The 21844-nt window shown below is 56.4% G+C and carries 20 protein-coding genes and 2 pseudogenes; 10 read left to right on the forward strand and 12 right to left on the reverse strand.

Translation table 11 applies throughout. The features are described from left to right. Window positions 1-201: 201 nt before the first annotated feature. Entirely contained in the window at window positions 202-1122 is a 921-nt protein-coding gene (gene argF / locus O77CONTIG1_RS11965) for an ornithine carbamoyltransferase (RefSeq protein WP_068510856.1), read from the reverse strand. A gap of 138 nt (window positions 1123-1260) precedes the next feature. Here argF and O77CONTIG1_RS11970 point away from each other — a divergent pair, with 138 nt between their 5' ends. From O77CONTIG1_RS11970 to O77CONTIG1_RS11990, 5 genes and pseudogenes are all read left to right on the forward strand, one after another. Then, window positions 1261-1761, forward strand: a complete 501-nt coding sequence (locus tag O77CONTIG1_RS11970; protein WP_156435194.1) for a hypothetical protein — start codon at window positions 1261-1263, stop codon at window positions 1759-1761. Window positions 1762-2031: 270 nt separating this feature from the next. Beyond that, window positions 2032-2988 (forward strand): NAD-dependent epimerase/dehydratase family protein, encoded by a 957-nt coding sequence (locus tag O77CONTIG1_RS11975; protein ID WP_068510860.1) that lies wholly within the window; start codon window positions 2032-2034, stop codon window positions 2986-2988. 45 nt (window positions 2989-3033) lie between these two features. After that, window positions 3034-4815, forward strand: coding sequence for a sodium:solute symporter family protein (locus O77CONTIG1_RS11980; RefSeq protein WP_068510862.1), 1782 nt, complete (start codon window positions 3034-3036; stop codon window positions 4813-4815). A gap of 80 nt (window positions 4816-4895) precedes the next feature. After that, window positions 4896-5660, forward strand: a pseudogene (locus tag O77CONTIG1_RS23520) (IS5 family transposase). A gap of 53 nt (window positions 5661-5713) precedes the next feature. Further along, window positions 5714-6736 (forward strand): ABC transporter substrate-binding protein, encoded by a 1023-nt coding sequence (locus O77CONTIG1_RS11990; protein WP_068510866.1) that lies wholly within the window; start codon window positions 5714-5716, stop codon window positions 6734-6736. 107 nt (window positions 6737-6843) lie between these two features. On the opposite strand, the pseudogene O77CONTIG1_RS28375 reads toward O77CONTIG1_RS11990, so the two are convergent. From O77CONTIG1_RS28375 to O77CONTIG1_RS12015, 6 genes and pseudogenes are all read right to left on the reverse strand, one after another. Next, window positions 6844-7149, reverse strand: a pseudogene (locus O77CONTIG1_RS28375) (IS1 family transposase); the annotation flags it as partial. 368 nt (window positions 7150-7517) lie between these two features. Next, window positions 7518-8054, reverse strand: coding sequence for a pentapeptide repeat-containing protein (locus tag O77CONTIG1_RS11995; RefSeq protein ID WP_172799676.1), 537 nt, complete (start codon window positions 8052-8054; stop codon window positions 7518-7520). Between the two features lie 240 nt (window positions 8055-8294). Beyond that, window positions 8295-8522, reverse strand: a complete 228-nt coding sequence (locus O77CONTIG1_RS12000; protein WP_068510869.1) for a hypothetical protein — start codon at window positions 8520-8522, stop codon at window positions 8295-8297. A gap of 395 nt (window positions 8523-8917) precedes the next feature. After that, on the reverse strand, window positions 8918-9148 hold the full coding sequence (locus O77CONTIG1_RS12005) for a hypothetical protein (RefSeq protein WP_197673177.1): 231 nt from the start codon (window positions 9146-9148) through the stop codon (window positions 8918-8920). A 76-nt stretch (window positions 9149-9224) separates the two neighbouring features. After that, window positions 9225-10520, reverse strand: a complete 1296-nt coding sequence (locus O77CONTIG1_RS12010; protein ID WP_068516477.1) for a bifunctional cobalt-precorrin-7 (C(5))-methyltransferase/cobalt-precorrin-6B (C(15))-methyltransferase — start codon at window positions 10518-10520, stop codon at window positions 9225-9227. A gap of 20 nt (window positions 10521-10540) precedes the next feature. Beyond that, entirely contained in the window at window positions 10541-11560 is a 1020-nt protein-coding gene (locus tag O77CONTIG1_RS12015) for an ATP-binding cassette domain-containing protein (protein ID WP_068510871.1), read from the reverse strand. 221 nt (window positions 11561-11781) lie between these two features. Here O77CONTIG1_RS12015 and O77CONTIG1_RS12020 point away from each other — a divergent pair, with 221 nt between their 5' ends. The 3 genes from O77CONTIG1_RS12020 to thrB all read left to right on the forward strand — a co-directional run bounded on the left by O77CONTIG1_RS12020 (window position 11782) and on the right by thrB (window position 13669). Beyond that, window positions 11782-12087, forward strand: a complete 306-nt coding sequence (locus O77CONTIG1_RS12020) for a carbon dioxide-concentrating mechanism protein CcmK (protein ID WP_068510873.1) — start codon at window positions 11782-11784, stop codon at window positions 12085-12087. A gap of 289 nt (window positions 12088-12376) precedes the next feature. Next, the gene (locus tag O77CONTIG1_RS12025) at window positions 12377-12733 is read left to right on the forward strand and encodes a carbon dioxide-concentrating mechanism protein CcmK (protein ID WP_068510875.1); all 357 of its coding nucleotides are present in this window, start codon (window positions 12377-12379) and stop codon (window positions 12731-12733) included. A 9-nt stretch (window positions 12734-12742) separates the two neighbouring features. Further along, window positions 12743-13669 (forward strand): homoserine kinase, encoded by a 927-nt coding sequence (thrB, locus tag O77CONTIG1_RS12030; RefSeq protein WP_068510877.1) that lies wholly within the window; start codon window positions 12743-12745, stop codon window positions 13667-13669. 9 nt (window positions 13670-13678) lie between these two features. Here the strand turns inward: thrB and O77CONTIG1_RS12035 are convergent, their stop codons facing one another. The 4 genes from O77CONTIG1_RS12035 to apcA all read right to left on the reverse strand — a co-directional run bounded on the left by O77CONTIG1_RS12035 (window position 13679) and on the right by apcA (window position 16202). Beyond that, complete coding sequence (locus O77CONTIG1_RS12035; protein WP_068510879.1) at window positions 13679-14206, reverse strand: DM13 domain-containing protein; 528 nt, start codon at window positions 14204-14206, stop codon at window positions 13679-13681. Window positions 14207-14659: 453 nt separating this feature from the next. Beyond that, the gene (locus O77CONTIG1_RS12040) at window positions 14660-14863 is read right to left on the reverse strand and encodes a phycobilisome linker polypeptide (RefSeq protein WP_068510880.1); all 204 of its coding nucleotides are present in this window, start codon (window positions 14861-14863) and stop codon (window positions 14660-14662) included. 307 nt (window positions 14864-15170) lie between these two features. Next, entirely contained in the window at window positions 15171-15656 is a 486-nt protein-coding gene (gene apcB, locus O77CONTIG1_RS12045; RefSeq protein WP_068510883.1) for an allophycocyanin subunit beta, read from the reverse strand. A gap of 60 nt (window positions 15657-15716) precedes the next feature. Continuing rightward, entirely contained in the window at window positions 15717-16202 is a 486-nt protein-coding gene (gene apcA / locus O77CONTIG1_RS12050; RefSeq protein WP_068510885.1) for an allophycocyanin subunit alpha, read from the reverse strand. Window positions 16203-16773: 571 nt separating this feature from the next. Between apcA and O77CONTIG1_RS12055 the strand changes: the two genes are divergently transcribed. Further along, window positions 16774-17937, forward strand: a complete 1164-nt coding sequence (locus O77CONTIG1_RS12055) for a GuaB3 family IMP dehydrogenase-related protein (protein ID WP_068510887.1) — start codon at window positions 16774-16776, stop codon at window positions 17935-17937. A gap of 430 nt (window positions 17938-18367) precedes the next feature. On the opposite strand, the gene groL is transcribed toward O77CONTIG1_RS12055, so the two are convergent. After that, a complete protein-coding gene (gene groL / locus O77CONTIG1_RS12060) occupies window positions 18368-20011 on the reverse strand; it encodes a chaperonin GroEL (RefSeq protein ID WP_068510889.1) in 1644 nt (547 codons plus the stop codon). A 188-nt stretch (window positions 20012-20199) separates the two neighbouring features. Here groL and O77CONTIG1_RS12065 point away from each other — a divergent pair, with 188 nt between their 5' ends. Further along, window positions 20200-21801 (forward strand): glycosyltransferase family 39 protein, encoded by a 1602-nt coding sequence (locus O77CONTIG1_RS12065; RefSeq protein ID WP_156435198.1) that lies wholly within the window; start codon window positions 20200-20202, stop codon window positions 21799-21801. Window positions 21802-21844: the final 43 nt, after the last annotated feature.

Below are 21844 nucleotides of genomic sequence, written 5' to 3' on the forward strand. Positions count from 1 at the left end.
CTTCTCTCAGGGCGTTGCACTCTTGTGACCTCTGGGAATACCTAATCTTCAACTAGGGACTGGCTAGTTAGTCCATCACTCAAAGGCGCTCTTCCTGATTTCAGGAGAGCGTTTTTTTGATCTAGGGACCATGCGGACGCTGCGGCGATCGAGGATGAGCATGAAAACTGCTCGACTCTAAACCCAAATCCTTCACCTCAATCAGGTGGCTCCCAACAGCAGCGCCATCAGGGCTTTCTGAGCGTGGAGTCGGTTTTCTGCCTGATCCCACACGCGAGACTGGGGACCTTCCATCACTGCGTCGGTAATTTCCTCCCCCCGGTGGGCGGGCAGACAGTGCAACACGATTGCTGACCCATCTGCCTTACTCAGTAGCGCTTCATTGACCTGATAGGGCTGGAAAATGGGGACGCGGCTTTCGGCCAGGTCTTCTTGCCCCATGCTGGCCCACACATCGGTATAAACAACATGGGCCCCCTGAACCGCCTGAACGGGGTCGAGGGTGACTAGAACTTCGGTGCGATCGCCCGCAATGGCCGCCGCCCGCGCCACGATATCTGGATGGGGCCGATAATCGGCGGGACTGGCCACGCGCACGTTCATGCCCACCAGTGCTGCTCCTAGCATCAGCGAGTGGGCCATGTTGTTGCCGTCGCCGACATAGGCCAGCGTCACCCCTTCCAGCACTCCAAATTCTTCTTGCACCGTCTGCAAATCCGCCAACACCTGGCAGGGATGCTCCCAGTCTGTGAGCGCGTTGATGACCGGAATCTGGGCGTAGTGGGCAAAGGTTTCCAATTCCTTTTGGTCGAAGGTGCGAATGGCCACGATGTCGAGGTAGCGATCTAGCACGCGGGCCGTATCAATAACGGGTTCGCCCCGGCTGACCTGAGTGACGCTGGCGTTGAGATCCAGCACTTGCCCACCAAGCTGAAAAATGCCGACCGAGAAGCTGACCCGCGTTCGCGTCGAGGCTTTTTGAAACAGCAGCCCCAGCGTTTTTTCGCAGCGGGGTCTGGCACGACCGGCCTTCATGTCTGCTGCAAGCTCTAGAATGGCGTTCACTTCGGCAGTGTTCAAATCTGCCATGCTCAGTAAATCTCGCCCCTTTAACGTAACCATGCGCCCAACCCCGATGCCTGAGTGAAAATAAAACCCTACCAGATTTCGGCGGCGGCGTTTAGTTGCCCTCTGACAATCCGGCCGGGTCATCTCTGCGTACAATGATGGGGAAGATTTGGACGACGCTGGACGCATCTCATGACACAACGCCCCTACAGACGCTCTCGGATGGTTAAGCTGGCGATCGCCAGCTTTGGTGCCCTGCTGTTTGCTGCGGCGTGCGATCGCGCTCCAGAAGCGGGCATTGGCGAAGTGACTGAATCCCCAGTGGCTTCTCCGGCTGCCCCCGCAGACGCTCCAGCCGCTGGCGACGCTCCGGCTGCTGCAACCAGCCCAGCGCCTGCTACTGCAACGGCGATCGCCCCTGGTTCGGTTCGCTGCAACACGCCCAACCACCTCGCAGAAGTAGCACAGCAAAATGGGCAGAGCGTTTTGCAAATCGTGAAAAAGCCGAGCGAAGTCATCGCCACCAGCCAACCCGGCGGCCTGGCGACCTTGGCCAACCCTGACGGCAGCACCACCTACGGCATTGTCAGCGGCTCCACTTTCTATGTGCGCGTGTTTCCCAACGGCACCTGCTTTATTCAGGTTCTCGATACCAACGGCGCAGTCTCTCTGGAAGAGAACGGCGTTAGCTAGGCGCTGGGGGTCAGAAGCCAGGGATCAGGGGTCAGGAACTGAACCTTGGGGCGCGTCATCAATTAGGCTCAGAAACCTAAGCTCAGAAACCTTAAGGGATCAGCAGTATCGCGCCCGCCCAAGCAAACTAGGCTAGGGGCCGCACCTCTTAAGCAGCCTGATGTTGAGCAGACGATTGATGACAGCCCCTAGATTTTTGCTTGGGTTCTGACCCCTGACACCCCTGAAACCCGACCCCTGAAACTTGACTCCCCAACCCCCTCACCCCTTATGAAAGCATTTGTCACTGGCGCAACGGGCTTTACTGGATCGCACCTCGTCAAGGCGCTGACGCAGCGGGGCGATACGGTCGTGGCGCTGGTGCGAAAGAGCAGCGATCTGTCTCGGCTGGCAGGCTGCGAGGTGGAGTATGTCTACGGCGACGTGGGCGATCGCGCTGCTTTGGCAACGGGAATGCAAGGCGCAGACGTGGTGTTTCACACGGCAGCCTATGTGGAACTGGGCATCGTAGACGCGGCGCGGATGGAGCGCGTGAACGTGGAAGGCACGCGGGCAGTGCTGGACACAGCGCGATCGCTGAACGTGCCCAAGATGGTCTATTGCAGCACCATCGGCATCTACGGCGACACCCAGGGGCGCGTGATCGACGAAACCTTTCAGCGCACCCAAAAAGACTTTTCCTCGGCCTACGATCGCACGAAGTATCTGGCGCAGCAGTTGGTGGATCAGGCAGCGAGTGAAGGCTTTCACGTCGTTAGCGTGATGCCGTCGGGCATTTTTGGGCCCGATGATCCACACTTTGGGCCCGTGGTAAAAACATTCCTCAAAGGCAAGCTGAAGGTGTGGGCGGGGGGCGATCGCATCACGGGCATCGTCCATGTGGATGATCTGGTGGCGGCGATGCTGCTGGCGGCAGAAAAAGCGCCACGCGGCGAACACTACATCATTTCCACAGGCGAAATGACCACCCGCGAAATGTTCGCCCTGCTCAGCGAGACGGCTGGCTTGCCCGCCCCTGCCGAAATTCCGCCGCCCGTGGTGCGCGTCGTCGGCACCTTGCTCGACCCCATCGGTCGCCTGCTCAACTGGCAACCCCCGATTAGCCGCGAACGGGTTCACTACCTCTACGACCGCTGCGTCCGGGTAGACGGCTCCAAAGCCCGCCGCGACCTCGGCTGGAACCCGCGCCCCATCGAAGCGGTCATCCGAGAACTAGCAACCCCCTAACCCCCAACCCTAGCCCCTGACCTCTGATCCCCAACCCCTGACCCCATGCAACTGATCGACTGGCTGATTGTCCTGCTCTACCTCGTTGCCTCACTGGGGCTGGGACTGTACCTGACGCGCAAGGGATCAGGCAGTTTGGTGGATTTCTTTGTGTCGGGGCGATCGCTCCCCTGGTGGCTGGCGGGCACCAGCATGGCGGCGACGACGTTTTCCATCGACACGCCGCTGTATGTGGCGGGCGTGGTGGGCACTCGCGGCATCGTCGGCAACTGGGAATGGTGGAGCTTTGGCGTTTCCCACCTGATTATGATTTACGTGTTTGCGCGGCTGTGGCGGCGATCGGAAATCGTGACCGATGCCCAACTCACGGAGATGCGCTACGGCGGTCGTCCGGCGGCTCTGCTACGGGGCATCAAAGCGTTTCTTTTTGCCGTGCCCATCAACTGCATCGGCATCGGCTACGCCATGCTGGCGATGGTAAAAGTCGTAGACGCACTACAACTCTGGCAAAGCCTGGGCATCACGCCAGGCGACGGAGCCAAGCTCTGGAGCGTGACGGGCGTAAGCCTGCTGGTGCTGCTGTATGCGGGGTTTTCAGGTCTCTGGGGCGTAGTAGCAACAGACTTTTTCCAGTTCATCCTGGCGCTGATCGGCGCATTTATCGTGGCGGCCTATGCGATTGGCGAAATGGGCGGCATGGCTCCGCTGTTGGAACAGGCCCAGCAGGTCACTGATATTGACGTGCTGGCGTTTTTGCCGTTCGGCTTTGTAGACGGTGGCTTTCGCTGGAGCGATGCCGCCGGGATTAGCCTGACGACGTTTGCCGCCTACGCAGCCGTTCAGTGGTGGTCGTTTCGGCGCAGCGACGGCGGCGGCGAGTTTATCCAACGGCTGGCTGCCTCAAAAGATGAAGCCGAGGCCGAAAAAGCCGCCTGGTTTTTCAACATCCTGCATTATGTGGTGCGAACATGGCCGTGGGTGGTGGTGGCGCTGGCGGCGATCGCCCTCTATCCCGCGCTGGAAGACCGGGAGCTGGGCTATCCCCGGCTGATGCTCGACTTTTTGCCGCCTGTGCTGCTGGGGCTGGTGGTAGCCTCGCTGCTGGCAGCATTTATGAGTACCGTCTCTACCCTGATCAACTGGGGCGCGTCGTATCTCACCAACGACCTGTATCTGCGGTTCATCAAGCCCACAGCATCCCAGACGGAACTGGTGCTGGTGGGGCGGTTAGCATCCGTGCTGGTGACGGTGCTGGGGGCGGGTGCAGCGTTTTTTGCCGAAGATGTGACGACCGTTTTTCGCTGGTCATTGCAATTGGGACGGGGCCGGGGGCTGGTGCTGATGCTGCGCTGGTTCTGGTGGCGGATTAACGCGGCAGCGGAGCTGTCGGCTATGCTGACGGGCTTTGTGATTGGGCTGCTGACCAGCGTCGTGCCCGTACTGCGGATCGAGGATTTTGGGCTGCGGCTGATGGTGACTTCGGCAATTTCAGTGCTGGTGTGGGTCAGCGTTATGTATCTCACACCGCCCGAATCAGACGAAACGCTGGATGCCTTTTATGCCAAGATTCGCCCTGGCGGCCCGGGCTGGGCCCGGCAGCGATCGCGCACCGGGCTGGCCCCCGCTCAAGATTTGCGAAAAGACCTGCTGCGGACGCTGTCGGCCAGTTTTCTGCTGTTTGGCGGGATGTTTGCCATCGGCGGCTTTTTGCTGCTGAAATCAATCACGGGTTGGGTATCGCTGATGGTTGCTGTGCTAGGCTGGGCAGGCTTAAGAAAGCTGAGGGGCGATCGCCCGTCGCTCGACGCTTCCCGCATAGCTCCATAGCTCTATAGACGTTCACAATCCTAGGGAGTGTCATCAATTAGATAAGCTGTAATCAGCAGTGATTCAGCTATCTGACGATTATGACAACCCGACGCTACGCCCTGCGCGATGACCAATGGGAACGGCTCCAAGATTTGCTCCCTGGACGAGCGGGGCGGTAGGAGTCACAGCAAAGGATAATCGTCTGTTTGTCGAGGCAGTGCTATATCGATATCGAGCCGGCATTCTCCTGGCGAGACTTGCCAGAAGCGGTTTGGTCATTTTCGCAAGGTTCACACCCGCTTTCGGCGCTGGGCAAAGACGGGCGTATGGCAACGGGTGTTTCAGGTGCTGTCTGAAGATGCAGACAACGAATACGCCATGATCGACACCACGATTGTGCGTGCTCATCAGCATAGTGCTGGGGCAAAGGGGGGGATGCCAATGCCCAAGCCATTGGTCGTAGTAAAGGGGATTGAGCACCAAGATTCATGCGACTGTCGATGCACTGGGCAATCCGACAGGCTTTCACCTCACACCCGGGCAGACCTGTGACCTTGATGGGGCTGATGTGCTGCTAGAGAATATTCAAGCTGATACAGTCCTGGCTGAACAAAGGATATGACGCAGACCAACGGGTGATTGAGCGACTCCAACAACAGGGCAAGACGGCTGTGATTCCGCCCAAGCGAAACCGCAAGACACCGCGTGATTACGACAAGGAGCTATACAAAGCGCGGCATCTGATTGAGAACTTCTTTGCCAAACTCAAGCAGTATCGAGCGATTGCGACACGCTATGACAAGTTAGCCGAGACGTTTCTGAGTGCAATTTACATGGCGGCTGCCCTTATTTGGCTTAATTGATGACACGCCCTAGAAATCAGATCTCTCCACTGTTGTTGTAGTTGCCAAACGCCATGTTCAGACTGACCCGTCGATTCATCCAGTTTTGTCTGCTTGCAATCGTCACCTTCGGGCTGCTGGTCGCTTGCAATCCCCAGCAGTCTGCCACCGATTCGACCACGCCTGCTGCCTCTGCCCCCTCTGGCAAACCGCTGGTCGTGGGTTCCTCGCCCTGGCCAGGCTTTGCGGGGCACTATGCCGCCGTTGCCAAAGACTTTTTCAAAGAAGAAGGCATCACCGTCAACGACACCTATTTTCAGATAGCCACCGATGTCAACACGGCGCTACTGGCCGATCGCCTCGATCTCGCCTGGACGGGCGGCCCCGATGCCGTTGTCATGGCGGCCCAAGACCCGTCGCTCAAGATCATCATGATCTCGGACTATTCCGACGGGGCAGACGGCATCCTGGCCCGCGGCGTAAGCAGCCCCGCCGACCTGAAGGGCAAGACCGTCGCCTGGGAAACCCTGCCCCTGCAAGCGCTGCTGCTGCGGAAATATCTGGAGCAGGGCGGCTTGACCGAGAAGGACATTCAGCTTCAGGTGATTCCCGCTGCCGAAGCTGCCGCCGCCTTTGCTGCAAACAAAATCGACGTAGCGGTGACCTACGAACCCTGGCTGACCACCGCTGCCAAGGAAGGCAACGGTCAGGTGATTTTTTCTTCAAAGGGAACCAACATTATTCCCGTCGCGCTGGTGGCAAAAGAGTCGGTGATTCAGGAGCGCAAGGCCGACATTCAAGCCTTTATGCGGGCCATCGACAGAGGCGTGAAGCTGGTGCGCGAGAATCCCGATGAAGCCAACGCCATTGTCGCTGCCAAGCTGGGCGTAAAACCGGAGGAAGTGCCCGAACAGCTTGCTACAGTCCGCATGTTCGACGTAGCCGAAAATAAGGAAATTATCTTCAATCCCGGTCACCCGCTCAATGTAATGGACAGCCTCGCCTTCGCTGCCAAAACCAGCCAGGAAATCGGGCTGATCTCTGCTCCGCTGGATGCGTCAAAACTGTACGACGATTCGCTGATTAAAAACCTGTAGTAGTGCCTTTTAGTAAGGAGCAGAGAAAAATTTGAGCCTGCCCTGTTCTGCGAGCTTCTCTCTGACACGGCGATTATAGTTGTGGATGAACGTCCAGATCGCACCAATATCGCACCAATGTGGTTCTCTAGCTTCTTGGAAAAGGACAACGTCTTCCTCACCAACCGAGAAATCCGCTGCCTCAGGGTGATGTTCAGGTGTTCGATGTAGCTCGTCAATCCACTCTCTTTGCCAACAGCCCCATGCCGTTTGCTTGGGATAACGGTGACATAGGCCTCCCAGTCATCGGTGTAGACTTTGGCACACTGTCGATAGACCGCTAGGATGGATTGCCAGAGGGCGATCGCCGATTCCCGAGAGCGCTCACCGATGTGGCAGCCGATGATTTCTCGGGTATCGGCATCAATCGCCACCCAGACCCCCTGCTTGTTGCCTTTGTGGTCGACAAAAGACCAGAGTCGGAATTTTCTCCAACAGCAGTAGATTGACGAAAGCCCGAGTATTCTTGTCTTTCGGCTTCCACTGGGGATCTTCTACGAATTGACGGTTGCAGTCTCGACACTTGTAGTTTTGCTTGCCACGCCGGGTGGTGCCGTTCTTGGAGATGTCGTGAGACCCACAGGTTGGACAGCTCCTCTCGATGGTCATGGAGCCTACTCCCCCAAAATCTGCGAATCCGACAGCGTTACCTTTTTCTTTATCCTTTACGATAATCTACTGCCCCTCACTAATCCTCAAAGACCGCACCCTTTGATCCTTTACGATAATCTACTGCCCCTCACTAATCCTCAAAGACCGCACCCTTTTGAATGAGCTGTCGCCGCGTTTCCTTTGGAATGCCCTGGTTTTGACGGAAGCGGGCTTTTTCGACCTCTACACCGTCCAGGTTCGCATCGTTGAAGTTGACGTAATACAGATTAGACCCGCAAAGATTAGCGCTGTAGAGGTTTGCGCCCCGCAGGTCAGCACTCATCAAGTTAGCGCGGCGCAGATTAATCCCCAGCAGCATCGCCTCTCCCAGCTTTGCACGGCAGAGAGCGGCTCCTGTCAGATTGGCGTAGCGCATGTCCGAGGCAAACAGGTTTGCATCTGACAAATCTGCACCAATCAGGTTTGCCCGCATCACCGTAGCGCTGGTCAGGTTTGCGCCGGATAGCGTTGCACTGGTGAGGCTAGCATCATTGAGCTTTGCACTGATCAGCACCGCGTTATTGAGCATGGCGCTGGTCAGGTTTGCGCCGCAGAGATCAGCGCTACTGAAGTTCGCGCCCCGCAAATCCGCACCAATGAGGACGACCCCTTTGAGATCCGCCCCCATAAACATTTTTCCGCTCAGCCCCAGCTTGGGTTGAGCGGAACCTAAAACATTTCCTGTGTAGCCTAGCCCGGCAGCCTTAAGAAGTTCAGCGGGATCGTCAGTCTCAGCGTTCTGAACCCGGTTGATTGCCTGTAGAAGCCCTTGAAGCGAGTCTTGTAGCTCTCGACTTTCTAGACCTCTATCACCCCGTGCAAATTCTTGTAAAAATCTCTTAAGGGCTTGATCGTCGTCACTCACGTCTCAACCCGTTTGCTGAAGGTATACCCTTGGGTTTGCTTCCCATAGTTTGATGAGGGTTTCAATCACTGCCCGCTTGCTGGGGCTGACCTCTTTGGCTAAAAGCTCTTGCAGGGCCGCTGCAGAACTACACTCTTGAAGCTGCGTTTCGGTCTTGGAAGAAACATCAGAACCAGAAACAACGTACAGATGCCTGGGCAGGGTGCCCTCGAAACGATCAGCGTGCAGCATAACAGCTTACCGGAGATGGGGTGGGATTCTAGAGAAGGGAATGACTGGGTAGAGGAACTCGGTCAATCGAACTGCTCAATCGAATATAACTTCAAACTAAACCCAAAACTTCAGTTAACACATCATCCAACGGGCATCATTCGACAGCAGGATTGCCTCAAGAGATACCAAAGAGATAACGCTAAACTGCATCAAGGCCCTGAGTATAACTACAGAACTCTCTAAGAGAAACTAACCTGACCTCTCAAAGGTACAAGCTTCTGACGCTACAGATACTCTAGCACCAAAGTTATAGGTATACTCCCTACACTATAACAGCAAACTCTTGCCAATGCCTAATAATTTGTTGTCAATAGATTTCTGTTGACCCGCTGAGCGCCTGATGGGCTAATCCCTTACGCAGCACGGGGTTGGCGCTTCATTACCAGCGCAACGAGCAACGCCGCTGTGCCGCAGGTTAGCCCCAGAAATAGCCAAAGTCCGAGGTTTCGCCCTTTGTAATAGGCAACCGCAGTTGCAGCCAGCCCAATGACGCAATGCAGCGCCAGGAGGAGGTAAAGGGTCTGATCGGCAGGCATGAGGGGGGCGATCGCCGTAATATCGGGCGTTTCCAAGGTCGTGTCCATTGAGAAGGGATGGAGGGGTTGGGGGGCAGGGGTCGGGAATGGCAACTCGGTGAGGATTGTAGCATTCTAGGTTGAGCTACCCTGGTATCGGGGCGTGACCTTTGCGCTGGAGCGTGATCAGCGTGACGGGGTTGAGCGGGGCAAAGCGGGTGAGGGCGGCGACGGGCACCGTGCGGGCAAGGTTGACCTGGAGGGCTTGCTGTTGCCAGGTGGACGAGTTTGCCTGGAGCCAGGTTTGGGCGATCGCCAGATGGTCGAGAGTGGCGATCGCCAGCACGATGCGCCCCGATGGCTTTAGCACGGCCGCGCAGTAATCCAGAATTTCGCCCAACTGCCCGCCGCTTCCGCCAATGAAGACGCGATCGGGCGCGGGCAGCGCAGACAGCGCATCGGGCGCTCTGCCCTGCATGGGCTTGAGGTTTTTGATCTGAAAGCGCTCGGCGTTTTGCTGGATCAGGGAGAATCCGGCGGCGGTTTTCTCTAGGGCATATACGGTGGACGTGGGACAGAGGCGGGCTGCTTCGATGGAAACCGACCCCGTGCCCGCGCCGATATCCCACACCACTTGCCCCGGTTGCAGCGCCAGTTCTGCCAGCGCCAGCACGCGGACATCGCGCTTGGTCATCAGGCCGGGGCGATCGCCAAAGCTGAGAAACGCCGAATCGGGAATCCCCAAAATCGGCAGCGTCGCCAGATCGGGCACGTCTGTCTCTGCATCGCGCAGCAGGATCACCACATTCAGCGGCGCAAACTGAGTGTCTTCTTGCGCCGCCAAATCCGCTGGTGAAAACTGCTGGACTCGCTCCTCTGCGCCGCCCAAATTTTCGCAGACCCAGAGGTGATACTGACCCGGCAAATCCAGATCGCAAACCAGACGGGCGATCGCCGGGGGCGTGTTGTGTCCGTCGGTGAGGGCGGCGATTTTGGCTGCGCCCTGCTGCAAGGCTTGAATCAGCGTGTCGGGCGATCGCCCGTGGGCGCTGACCAGCCGCGCATCCTGCCAGGGCACTTTGACCCGGCTGAAGGCAAGCTGGATGGCGCTGAGGTGGGGATGAAAGGTAAGCCAGTCGGCAGGAAACTCGGACAATAGCAGTCGCCCCAGCCCAAAAAACAGCGGGTCGCCCGACGTGAGAACGGCGATCGCAGGCTGTGGGCGGTCTGAATCTACCGCAGCGCTGACGTAGGCGTGAATTTGCCGCAGGGTGTCGTGAAAATCTGCCAGGGGAATTTTTGGGGCGGCGTGGTGGGGGAAATAGGCCAGATGGCGATCGCTCCCCACCAGCAGCGTGGCGCAGTTCACCGCCTGCTGTGCTGCCGCCGTTAACCCTGCTGCACCGTCCAGCCCAATGCCAATGACGTGAATTGAAACCATCGCAGGCTGCACCCGGCGCACTAGCGCATATTCTGCTTTTTCTCTTTTTTGGGATCGCGCTTAGCCGCAGCGGCGATCTCGGCATCCAGGATGGTTTTTCCGGTAGCGGCAAGATAGACATCATCCAGGCTGGGGCGCGACTGCGACACGCCGAAGATGGGTAGCCCGTTGTCCTTTAGCACCTGCTGAATCGTTAGCAGCGCGTCGCTCTGGGTGTCTACGACCAAGTTCAGCGAGTTGCCCTGGGCTTCGTTGACAATTACTTCTTGCACAAAGGGGAGTGTTTTCAGCAAATTTGTAGCTCGCTGGGCTTCGTCTGCGGGGGTAAACTCGCGCAGGCGCAACGTGATGCGATCGCCCCCCAAGCCATCCTTCAGTTCCGAGGGCGTACCCGATGCAATCACCTTGCCCTGGTCGATAATGGCGACCCGATCCGCCAGCGCGTCTACTTCTTCCAGGTAATGGCTGGTCAGCAAGACCGTCGTGCCGCCCTCCCGCAGCTTCCGCAAAAAGTCCCAAACCGCCGTGCGGCTCTCGATATCCAGCCCCACGGTCGGCTCGTCTAGCACCAGCACGTCTGGCTGGTGCAGCAGCCCCGCCGCTAGGTCTAGGCGCTTGCGGATGCCGCCGGAGTAGGTGCCCGTTTTCAGGTCGGCGTAGTCGGTCAGTCCCAACAGCGTAATGACCTGATTGATGCGATCGCCAATGGTTGCCTTCGGCAGGTGATACAGCGCCGCCTGCAACTCCAGCAGTTCCCGACCCGTCAGCACTTTGTCTAGCGCCACTTCTTGCGCCACATAGCCGAGCCGCTGCCGCGCCAGTCGGGGATTCTCCAGCACGGAGTCGCCCGAAACCTCAATGCGCCCCGCATCCGGCGTAGACAGCGTGCAGAGGCAGCGAATCGTCGTGGTTTTGCCCGCGCCGTTTGGCCCCAGCAGCCCAAAGATTTCCCCTGACTCAATTTGGAGCGATACGTCCTTGACCGCTTCTACGCTGCCGTAGCGCTTCTGTAGGTTTTCGATTAGAACTGCGGGAGCCATGCCAGTTTTAGTGAGCAAGTCACTTGAGTTGACGACACTTCATATTCTACAGAGTGCCGACTAGGGAAGGGGAGGCGATGGGCGATCGCCCGCTGTTTGTCCTCTAACCCTTTCATCCCACAAACCATTCGTCCGCACCCATGCGCCCGCGCAGCAAACTCCGTACAATGTAGTGTTGAGATAGAATGCTGAGATTTTCAATGTGAGCCGGGAGCGCCAGTATGCCAGCAGCCGTGGGAGTGATTCAGACCGTCGGGTTTCCAGGGGTTTTGGCGGCGGCGGATGCGATGGTGAAGGCGGGCCGGGTGACGCTGGTATATTATGGACTGGCGGAGCGGGCAGAGTTTCTGGTGGCGATTCGCGGCAGCACGTCGGAGGTGAAACCGGCGATCGAGGCTGGGGTCGAGGCCGTGAGCCATGTCTATGGCGCAGAACTGGTGGACTACTACATCATCCCCAACCCGCCCGAAAACCTGGAAGCCGTGCTACCGATTAAGTACACTACCAAAGTGCAACAGTTCATGTGATGGGGTTATGGGCTGGATGTAGGGGCGATCGCCCGTCGGCTTGCCTACCTGCCAGTTCTCACCTCCCTTACAAAAACGCAATCATACTGGTAACAAGGGCTTATCAATCGCGCTAGTGAGCGGCTATTTCCGTGCATTAAGCGTTTTTGTAGATATGACTCGAAGCGTGGGGAAAGCCATCGACTTTTTTCGATAGGGCATCCCTTGACCGTACAATGTGGGTTGGATTGAGTTCGATTTTTACCCGCGATTTTGAGTATCGGGCGAGCGATCGCCTCTGGAGAGAATCATGCCGGTTGCAGTTGGCGCACTAGAAACGAAAGGTTTTCCTGCCGTGTTGGCAGCAGCAGATGCGATGGTGAAAGCGGGTCGCGTGACCCTGGTAGGCTACATTCGCGCCGGAAGCGCCCGCTTCACGATCATGATTCGCGGCGACGTGTCGGAAGTGAAGCAAGCGATGGACGCGGGCATCGAGGCCGCGCAAAACACCCCCGGCGGCACGCTGGAAACCTGGGTGATTATCCCTCGCCCCCACGAAAACGTGGAAGTGGTACTGCCCATCGCCTTTACGCCCGAAGTCGAGCAGTTCCAAGATTCGGCTGGCATTCCTCGGCTACCCGCCCGTGGCAACGGCGCAGGTCAGTAAATCCGCGTTATGCCCCTACCCGACCACGTTACGGTTTCTGTGCCCGCTACAACTACGAACATCGGGCCAGGTTTTGACTGCTTGGGCGCGGCGCTGTCGCTGAGAAACCACTTCACCTTTACGCGACTGGAAAGCAGCATCGAGCCTGTCCAAATTTTGGTTAGCGGGCTGGAGGCAGAGCGCGTCAAAACCAACGAAACCAACCTGGCCTATCAGGCCTTTTCCAAGCTGTTTCATTATCTAAAGCAGCCGCCTCCGCTGATTCGGCTGGATATTCGCCTGGGTGTGCCGCTGGCGCGGGGTTTGGGCAGTTCTGCGACGGCAATTGTGGGCGGTCTAGTGGGGGCGAATGTGCTGGCCGGGTCGCCCTTGAGCGAAGCAGAACTGGTGGCGATCGCCGTGGAGATGGAAGGACATCCCGACAACGTGGTGCCCGCCATGCTGGGCGGCTGTCGGCTGGCGGCAACAGATCTGAACGGAGAATGGGCGATCGCCCCAGTTACCTGGCATTCTGACATTGTGCCCGTTGTCGCCATTCCCGATTTTGAACTCTCCACTGCCGAGGCCCGCCGCGTCCTGCCTACGGAATACAGCCGTGCCGATGCGGTGTTTAACATGGGGCATCTGGGGCTGCTGCTGCGCGGACTGGAAACCGCCAACCCCGAATGGCTCCGGGCCGCGCTGCAAGACCGTATTCACCAACCCTATCGGCGATCGCTCATCCCTGGCTATGAGCAGGTCGAAGCGGCGGCCAGTTCTGCTGGAGCCTATGGATTGGTGATCAGCGGCGCAGGCCCAACCTTGCTGGCTCTGGCTCATCCCGACGTTGCGCCAATCGTCACCGAGGCAATGAAATCCGCCTGGGAAGATCAGGGCTTCTCGGTTCACGCTCAGGCGCTCCACCTCGACCCCACGGGCGTTTCCCTTCATCACTAAACCCAGTGCTTAGGAAAGCCCTGCCGCGCCAAACGTAGCGTTGAATTGCCGACACCACACCGCAGTCGAATTAAAGTCGTCTAGATTCACCCCATCAGGAATCAAGTAGCGCTGCGTTCCTTGGGTTTGTTGCAGTTCTGCCAGCACCACATAATCGCCCTCGCGAATTGCATACGCAGGCGGTGTGGTGGAGCCAATCACATCTGCGCTGCGATGCAAAATCACGGTCAGATCCGGGCCGCTGTCGGTGCGGAAGTCGCTGCCAAATTCGAGAAACCGCTGCCCATTTTCCATCACGATGCGGGCTGTACCTTGCGTCGGATGTTCGCCGCTGACAAAGGTTCCAGACTTCAAAACGCTTGGATTCGCCGCCACGGTAGTTGGGGATTCTGCCAGAGAGGCCCCGGGCGAAGGGGCAACTGCCTCCGGGGTCGCAGCCGCAGTCGGTTCAGCAGGCGACGGTTCTACCGAAACTTGCGAGGCACAGCCAATGACAGCCAGCGCAACCAGCCCCAAAGAAGCTCGGTACAGGTTCATCCACGTTCCTCCTAGAATTGCTCAGCAAACCTCTCTTAACGAGGTTTCGCTTCTATACTGACAGGCAATTCCGGTTGAAATCTGATAACCAGATGAGAATTACCAAAGTAAAGCGAACCAGCAGCCATACTTTGCGCGAGGAAACATCGAAAATTCTTACAACTGCACCGGGCGATCGGCTCGAAACTTTTGGTTCTTTATGTAGTCCAAAGTTCTATGTTTTGGACGCGGCGGCGTATTTGGATGCGGCGGCGTAACAGAGCAAGAAGTCAAAAAATTACGGCAAAAAAAAGAGACCATAACGGTCTCGTTTACCTCAGTGGAGTCTTTAACTCGGAAACCAAAAGTCTGATGTGCTGGCGGGCAATGGGGTTAAAACCAAGTCAATAGCCTCACTGCCATAGCGATTTCCATAGCCAAAATCAAGAAGCTAGCCCAGAAGGGCGATCGCCTCTAGGCTAGCCCAGTATTTGAGCCAGGCTTACCCGTTGCCAGCTCAACCTTCACAATCTTGCCGCCCATTTTTTGAATGCGCTGCTGCTCCCGAAACCAGCTATCGTAGGGAACCAGCTTGGTGAAATAGGTATTTTGCAGTTCGCGCTGGGTGCGAATTCGGGTCTGGCTGGGAACGCAAGCCGTAATCTTGAACATCCGCATGGGGTTACATCTCCTAACCGGAAAGAAGCAACGAAGTAATTTAGTCGCGCTAATCTTAGAGCGCCCGTCCTGCGTGAGTAGAACGTTATCGAGAAAAACGTTGATTGATATCAATCAAAAAATTCTTAAATGCTGGGAGCCTAGTGTCAACTTCAAACCCTCGCAGCCGCTTTCTTCAAAAGAGCCTTCGATCGCCTGAAACCAACACCAGAACTCCCAGCCAAAAGTTACCAAGTTCAAAAGCGTAAACCGTGAAGCTCGAACCCTTTCAATTCAGACTTCCCGTTTCCACTTTCATCCTTTGGGACTAGCTCAAGCCAGAGCAGATGTAGTCGAAGTACACGCCCATTTCCTTGCCAGCGTCAGCGCCCACCAGGCTGGCGGTCACTTCTTTCATGGCTTGGATTGCTTGCACCGTCGCAGCCACAGGCACACCCAGCGAATTGTAGGTTTCCTTCAGACCGTTGAGCACGCGCTCATCCAGGATGGAAGGATCGCCCGCCAGCATGGCATAGGTAGCATAGCGGAGGTAGTAGTCGAGGTCGCGGATGCAAGCTGCATAGCGACGGGTGGTGTACATGTTTCCGCCGGGACGGGTAATGTCCGAGTACAGCAGAGACTTGGCGACCGCTTCCTTCACGATGGCAGCAGCATTGGCGCTGATGGGTGGTGCGGCACGAACGCGCAGTTCACCCGTGGAGAAGTAGCCTTTCAGCTTTTCCAAAGCAGCAGTATCCAGGTATTTGCCCTGAACGTCAGAAGAATTGATAACAGAAGTAATTGCGTCTTGCATGGTCTCGCTTCCTTAAAAAGTGAATCTTGATGCATTCAGGCAACAGTTGAGGGAAGACCCCTACTGCATTGCGCCGATAACGTAGTCGAAGTAAGCGCCAGCTTCAGCCGCATCTTCGCCAGACATCATGGACGTTGCCACGTTCTTCATTGCGCGAACGCCTTCTGCCACTGCTTCGATAGGGGTGCCCAGAGACTTGTACATCTCACGCACGCCCACGATGCCGATTTCTTCGATGGGGGTAACGTCGCCTGCAACCACGCCGTAGGTCACCAAACGCAGGTAGTAGTCGAGGTCACGCAGGCAGGTAGCCGTCATTTCTTCACCGTAGGCATTGCCACCCGGAGAAACAACGTCGGGACGCTTTTGGAACAGTTGGTCACCCGCTTGCTTCACAATCCGCTCGCGAGAGTCGGTCAGCACTTGGGCAATCCGCAGACGCTTTTCACCAGAGGTGACAAAGCCTTTGATCCGGTCTAGTTCACCCGGGCTGAGATAGCGAGCCTCAGCATCGGCATTCACGATTGACTTCGTGACAATACTCATTGATGGATTCCTCCGAAAAGCAAAATGTAACCAGATGTGTCTAAACTGGCGTTCATGTCTGAACGACTGAGCCGCTAGCCAGGTAACCTCCAGAGCGTTTCACAGGAGAACCCATGAGAGAAACTCTGAGAAGGCTCGCTAAACAAACTCAACTGAACTCATCAAATTCATACAGTTGAGCCTTTTGCGGACTGGCATAGTAACTTTCCATACTCTACCCCTAGTGCTACCCCTCCACACGAGTGTGACCAGAAGTATATAAGGGTTGAGGCTCAGCTACCTTCCGCAAACATTTTGCGGCATCAGGTTGTCATTCTTAGTTTTGTCGCAACATTTTGTAATCTTCTTCCTCAGGATTGACAGAAGTGCTGCCATTCTGCTGTTTAGGTCTTGCGTCATCGTTTGGTTAAATAGGCAACAGATCACGCCCAATTTTTGGTAGTCTAGTTCTTTATTGGGTTGAGAAAAGTAGCTTGCATTCTAGGTCGTGAGTGAATTCTTGCTTGCGTGACTTGGGATTGTAGTGCCTACCAATTTCAGCCTTGATGTTGGGTCAAGCAGAGGGTGAATAGTGGACATCCAAATTGGTAAGGGTAAATCTGCCCGCAGAGCCTACGGTATCGATGAAATTGCGCTGGTTCCAGGTTCGCGCACGCTCGACCCATCTCTGGCCGATACCCGCTGGACGATTGGCGGCATTGAGCGAGAAATTCCGATTATTGCCAGCGCAATGGACGGCGTGGTGGATGTGCGGATGGCGGTGGCGCTTAGCGAACTGGGCGCATTGGGCGTACTGAACCTGGAGGGTGTACAGACGCGCTACGACGATCCAAACGCCGTCTTAGATCGAATTGCATCGGTGGAAAAGCACGAGTTTGTGCCGCTGATGCAGGAGCTGTATGCCGAGCCAATAAAACCGGAGCTAATTGAGCGACGGATTCAGGAAATTAAGCAGCAGGGTGGGATTGCGGCGGTAAGTGCAACTCCGGCGGGTGCGTCCAAGTTTGGGCAGACGGTGGCCAGGGCGGGCGCAGACCTGTTTTTTGTACAGGCAACGGTGGTGTCTACGGCGCATTTGTCGCCGGAGTCGGTCACGCCGCTGGATCTATCTGATTTTTGTCAGGAAATGCCGATTCCGGTGATTTTGGGGAACTGCGTGACCTATGACGTGGCGCTGAACCTGATGAAGGCGGGCGCGTCGGGCGTGCTGGTCGGGATTGGGCCTGGCGCGGCTTGCACCTCTCGCGGTGTGCTGGGGGTGGGTGTGCCTCAGGCAACGGCGATCGCCGACTGTGCGGCTGCTCGCGACGATTATCATCATGAAACCGGAAACTATGTGCCAATCATTGCCGATGGCGGACTGATTACAGGCGGTGACATCTGCAAATGCATTGCCTGCGGGGCCGATGGCGTGATGATTGGTTCGCCCTTTGCTCGTGCTGCCGAAGCGCCCGGACGCGGCTATCACTGGGGCATGGCAACGCCTAGTCCGGTGCTGCCTCGTGGCACTCGGATTCGCGTGGGGACGACGGGGACGCTGCGGGAGATCTTGCGCGGGCCGGCCAAGCTGGATGACGGCACGCATAATTTCTTGGGTGCGCTGCAAACCAGTATGGGCACGCTGGGTGCAAAAGATATTCGGGAGATGCAGCAGGTCGAGGTAATCATTGCGCCGTCGCTGCTCACAGAGGGCAAGGTCTATCAGAAGGCTCAACAGCTAGGTATGGGTAAATAAGCCGGGATGGGTAGATAAACCTATTCGTCAAGTAACAATCTGATAAATTTTTCGCCTGGATGGGGCGATCGCCCCATAACCTCAAGTCTAGTCCTTTACAATAAGTGTAGCGGAGACGCATGTTTCCGTTCACTCCTCACACCACACTCCGCCTGAGCATCCGTGTTCAGGCGGTTCTTATTGCGGGTTTTTCCCTATTTTGAGAGGACTTTGGGCGATTTTTAAGACTATTTGAACTTGTTGAACTTGCACTGAGGGCGATCGCCCTCTTTCAGAAACGTTCAGAGATATTACTTTCAGAGACATTACTGAGAGCAACCTGTTCCATACTCCATCAAAACTTAAAATCTCTGCCTGAGTCAAATTAAATCAAGCAGAGATTTTTGCAGGATGGCAGGGTTTTAGTTCCCAATCTCAGGATTGTTACCTTCTACATCATGCCCATACCGCCCATACCGCCCATGCCGCCCATGTCGCCGCCGGGAGCAGGAGCCGCAGGTTCAGGCTTTTCAACCACCAGTGCTTCCGTCGTCAGCACCATCGCCGCTACCGAGGCCGCGTCCTGCAAGCCAGAGCGCACGACCTTGGCTGGGTCAAGAATACCCGCCGCGATCAGATCTTCGTAGGTATCGGTGAGCGCGTTGTAACCCTTGCCAAACTCCATCGCCCGCACTCGCTCCACCACGACCGAGCCTTCTACCCCAGCATTGTCGGCAATCTGGCGCAGCGGGGCTTCCAGCGCTTTCATAATGATGTTGGCTCCGATTTGCTCCTCTGCCGAGAGCGTGTTTTTGAGATCCACCAGCTTTTTGCTCAGGTGCAGCAGCGTGGAACCGCCACCGGGCACAATGCCTTCCGCCAGCGCGGCTTTCGTCGCGTTCAGCGCGTCTTCGATCCGCAGCTTTTTGTCCTTCAGTTCCGTTTCGGTGGCTGCGCCGACCTTAATTACGGCCACACCGCCCGTCAGCTTGGCCAGGCGCTCTTGCAGTTTCTCGGAGTCGTATTCTGAATCCGTTTCGCTCAGCTCCTTGCGGATTTGAGCGATGCGCTTGTCCAGAGCCACCTTATCGGGGGCTTCGGCGACCAGGGTAGTGGTGTCTTTCGTAATGGTGATCTTGCGGGCGTTGCCTAGCATTTCCAGCGTGGCGGTGTCCAGGCTGAGGCCAATTTCCTCGGCGATCATCTGGCCACCCGTCAGCACGGCGATGTCTTGCAGCACAGCTTTGCGGCGATCGCCAAAGCTCGGAGCCTTGACGGCAACCACATTCAGCACGCCGCGCAGACGGTTCACCACCAGCGTTGCCAGAGCTTCGCCTTCGATGTCTTCGGCAATGATTAGCAGCGGCTGTCCGGCCCGGGCAATCTTTTCTAGAATGGGCACCAGGTCAGCAATCGAGCCGATTTTCTGCGTGGTGATCAAAATGGCGACGTTCTCCATCTCGCAAATCATCCGCTCTGCGTCGGTGACAAAGTAGGGCGAGATGTAGCCGCGATCGAACTGCATCCCTTCCACAACTTCCAGTTCTGTGGTCAGAGACTTAGATTCCTCCACGGTGATCACGCCATCGCGTCCGACTTTTTCAACGGCTTCGGCAATAATCGCGCCAACCTCTTCATCGCTGCCTGCGGACACGGTGGCCACCTGGGCGATCGCATTTCCCTCAATCGGCTTGGCGACTGCTTCAATCTCGTCTACCAGCTTGGCCACGGCTTTTTCAATCCCGCGACGCAGGCTGATGGGATTTGTCCCAGCGGCGACGTTCTTCAGCCCTTCATGAATAATCGCCTGAGCCAGCACCGTTGCGGTGGTGGTGCCATCACCCGCCAGGTCTTTCGTCTTGGAGGCAACTTCGCGGATCAACTGCGCTCCGGTATTTTCTAGCGGATCTTCTAGCTCGATCTCTTTTGCAATCGTGATGCCGTCGTTGACAATCTGCGGCGCACCAAACTTTTTCTCTAGCAGCACGTTGCGTCCTTTAGGGCCGAGCGTCACGCGCACCGCATTGGCGATCGCATTCACGCCGCGCTCTAGCGCCTGGCGGGACTCTTCCTCAAACACAATGATCTTAGACATACCTTTGTTTTCGTTAAGCGCTCCTTCCAGAATTTAGCACTCTAATGGAGGAGATTGCTAAATCTCGGCGGCGATCGCCCCTTGTAATCCTTCTCTGGCCAGACGGTAACCGACAACCCGCTTTGCTATGCTAGATAGCTTGCCGTTTGCATTCATGCACCTTCGGATTGATTGGGAGGAGATTGCCTGTGAACCGTCGCGCCATCCGCCCTACTGCCCTCACCCCCAGACTGCTGACCCTAGTGCTGGTGGCGCTGATGCTGGGGCTTCTCTTCCGCGTCATCAACATTGACAAAAAGGTGTATTGGCACGACGAAGTGTATACCTCAATGGAAATGACCGCCCAGCGGCGCTCGGAGGTCGTCGAGCAGCTCTTCACCGGGCGCATCGTCAGCCGCGATGAGCTGCAAGCTTTTCAGCGGTTTCGCCCAGAGCGCAGCTTGGGGCAACTATTAACTTCCCTGGGACAGGAAGACCCCCAGCACCCGCCCTTGTATTACATCCTTGGGCGGTTTTGGGTGCAGTTATTTGGCGATTCGGTGCTAGCGCTGCGGGGTCTGGCGGTTGTCTTTGGGCTGCTGATGCTGGTCTGCGCCTACTGGCTATGCATTGAGCTATTTCAGGCTCCGGCGATCGCCCTGATGACGGTCGGACTGCTGGCCATCTCGCCCTACCATGTCCTCTATGCCCAAGAATCGCGAGAATACAGCCTTTGGGCGGCGCTAATCCTGACCTCCAGTGCGCTGCTGCTGCGGGCGCTGCGGTTGGGCACCTGGCCCCACTGGGCGCTCTATGCGCTGAGCCTCACCGCCGGACTCTACACGTTTTTGTTCACAGGTTTGGTGGGCATTGCCCACGGCGTATACGTGCTGCTGAATGGGGGCATCTCGCGCAAGTGGGAAAAATGGCGCATGACTCGTGCTGGCATTGCCTATTTAGGATGGTCGTTTGTGGCGATCGCCGCCTTTGCGCCCTGGCTGTATTTCCTAGTGAAATATCGTGACGTTTTAAGCAACACCACGGGATGGGCAAGAGAGTCGCTGCCGCTGTGGGTGATGGTGAAAGCATCGGCGCTCAACTTCAGCCGCATCTTTATGGACTTTGACTGGAACCCGGACACCTTTTCGCTCTGGTGGCTCAGTATTCCGCTGCTGGTTTTGGAAATATTTGCGCTGATATTTATCCAGCGAAATGCGCCGCGCCATGTTTGGATCTTTGTGTGGACACTGGCTCTGATTCCTGTGTTCATTTTGGCGCTGCCGGATCTGATTTTGGGTGGACAGCGATCGATTGTCGGACGATATCTTGTGCCCAGTTTTCTGGGGCTGCACCTCGCAGTGGGCTATCTTCTAACAATGAAAATCGAGTCTTTTGGGGCAAAAAATCGCAAATTCTGGCAGACGATTGCCCTTTCCCTGTTCTTCCTTGGCTTTCTGTCAAATGTCGTCAGTTCCCAGGCAGAAACCTGGTGGAACAAGGGCATTAGTTATCATATTCCGGCGATCGCCCGCACGCTGAACGAAGCCAATCAACCAATTGTGATTAGCGATGATTTTGGGATCAATATCGGCAACCTGATCGCCCTCAGCTACCGCACCAATGATGACGTTCGATTTTATCTGTTTCCCCATCAAGGAATCGTCAACATTTCCCCCAACCAGCTTCCGAATAGCCCCGACATTTTTGTGTTTTCCCTGCCAGAAGAAGATCGAAATCAAATTCAAGTATCCCTCGGCAAACCCTTAGAAGAAGTCGGGTGGTATCTCTGGAAGATGTCATCTTCTAATTGACATAAACTTCAACAGAAGCTATCTAATAGAAGTCAATTGATAT

The sequence above is a fragment of the Leptolyngbya sp. O-77 genome (genome assembly GCF_001548395.1).
GTDB lineage: Bacteria > Cyanobacteriota > Cyanobacteriia > Elainellales > Elainellaceae > Thermoleptolyngbya.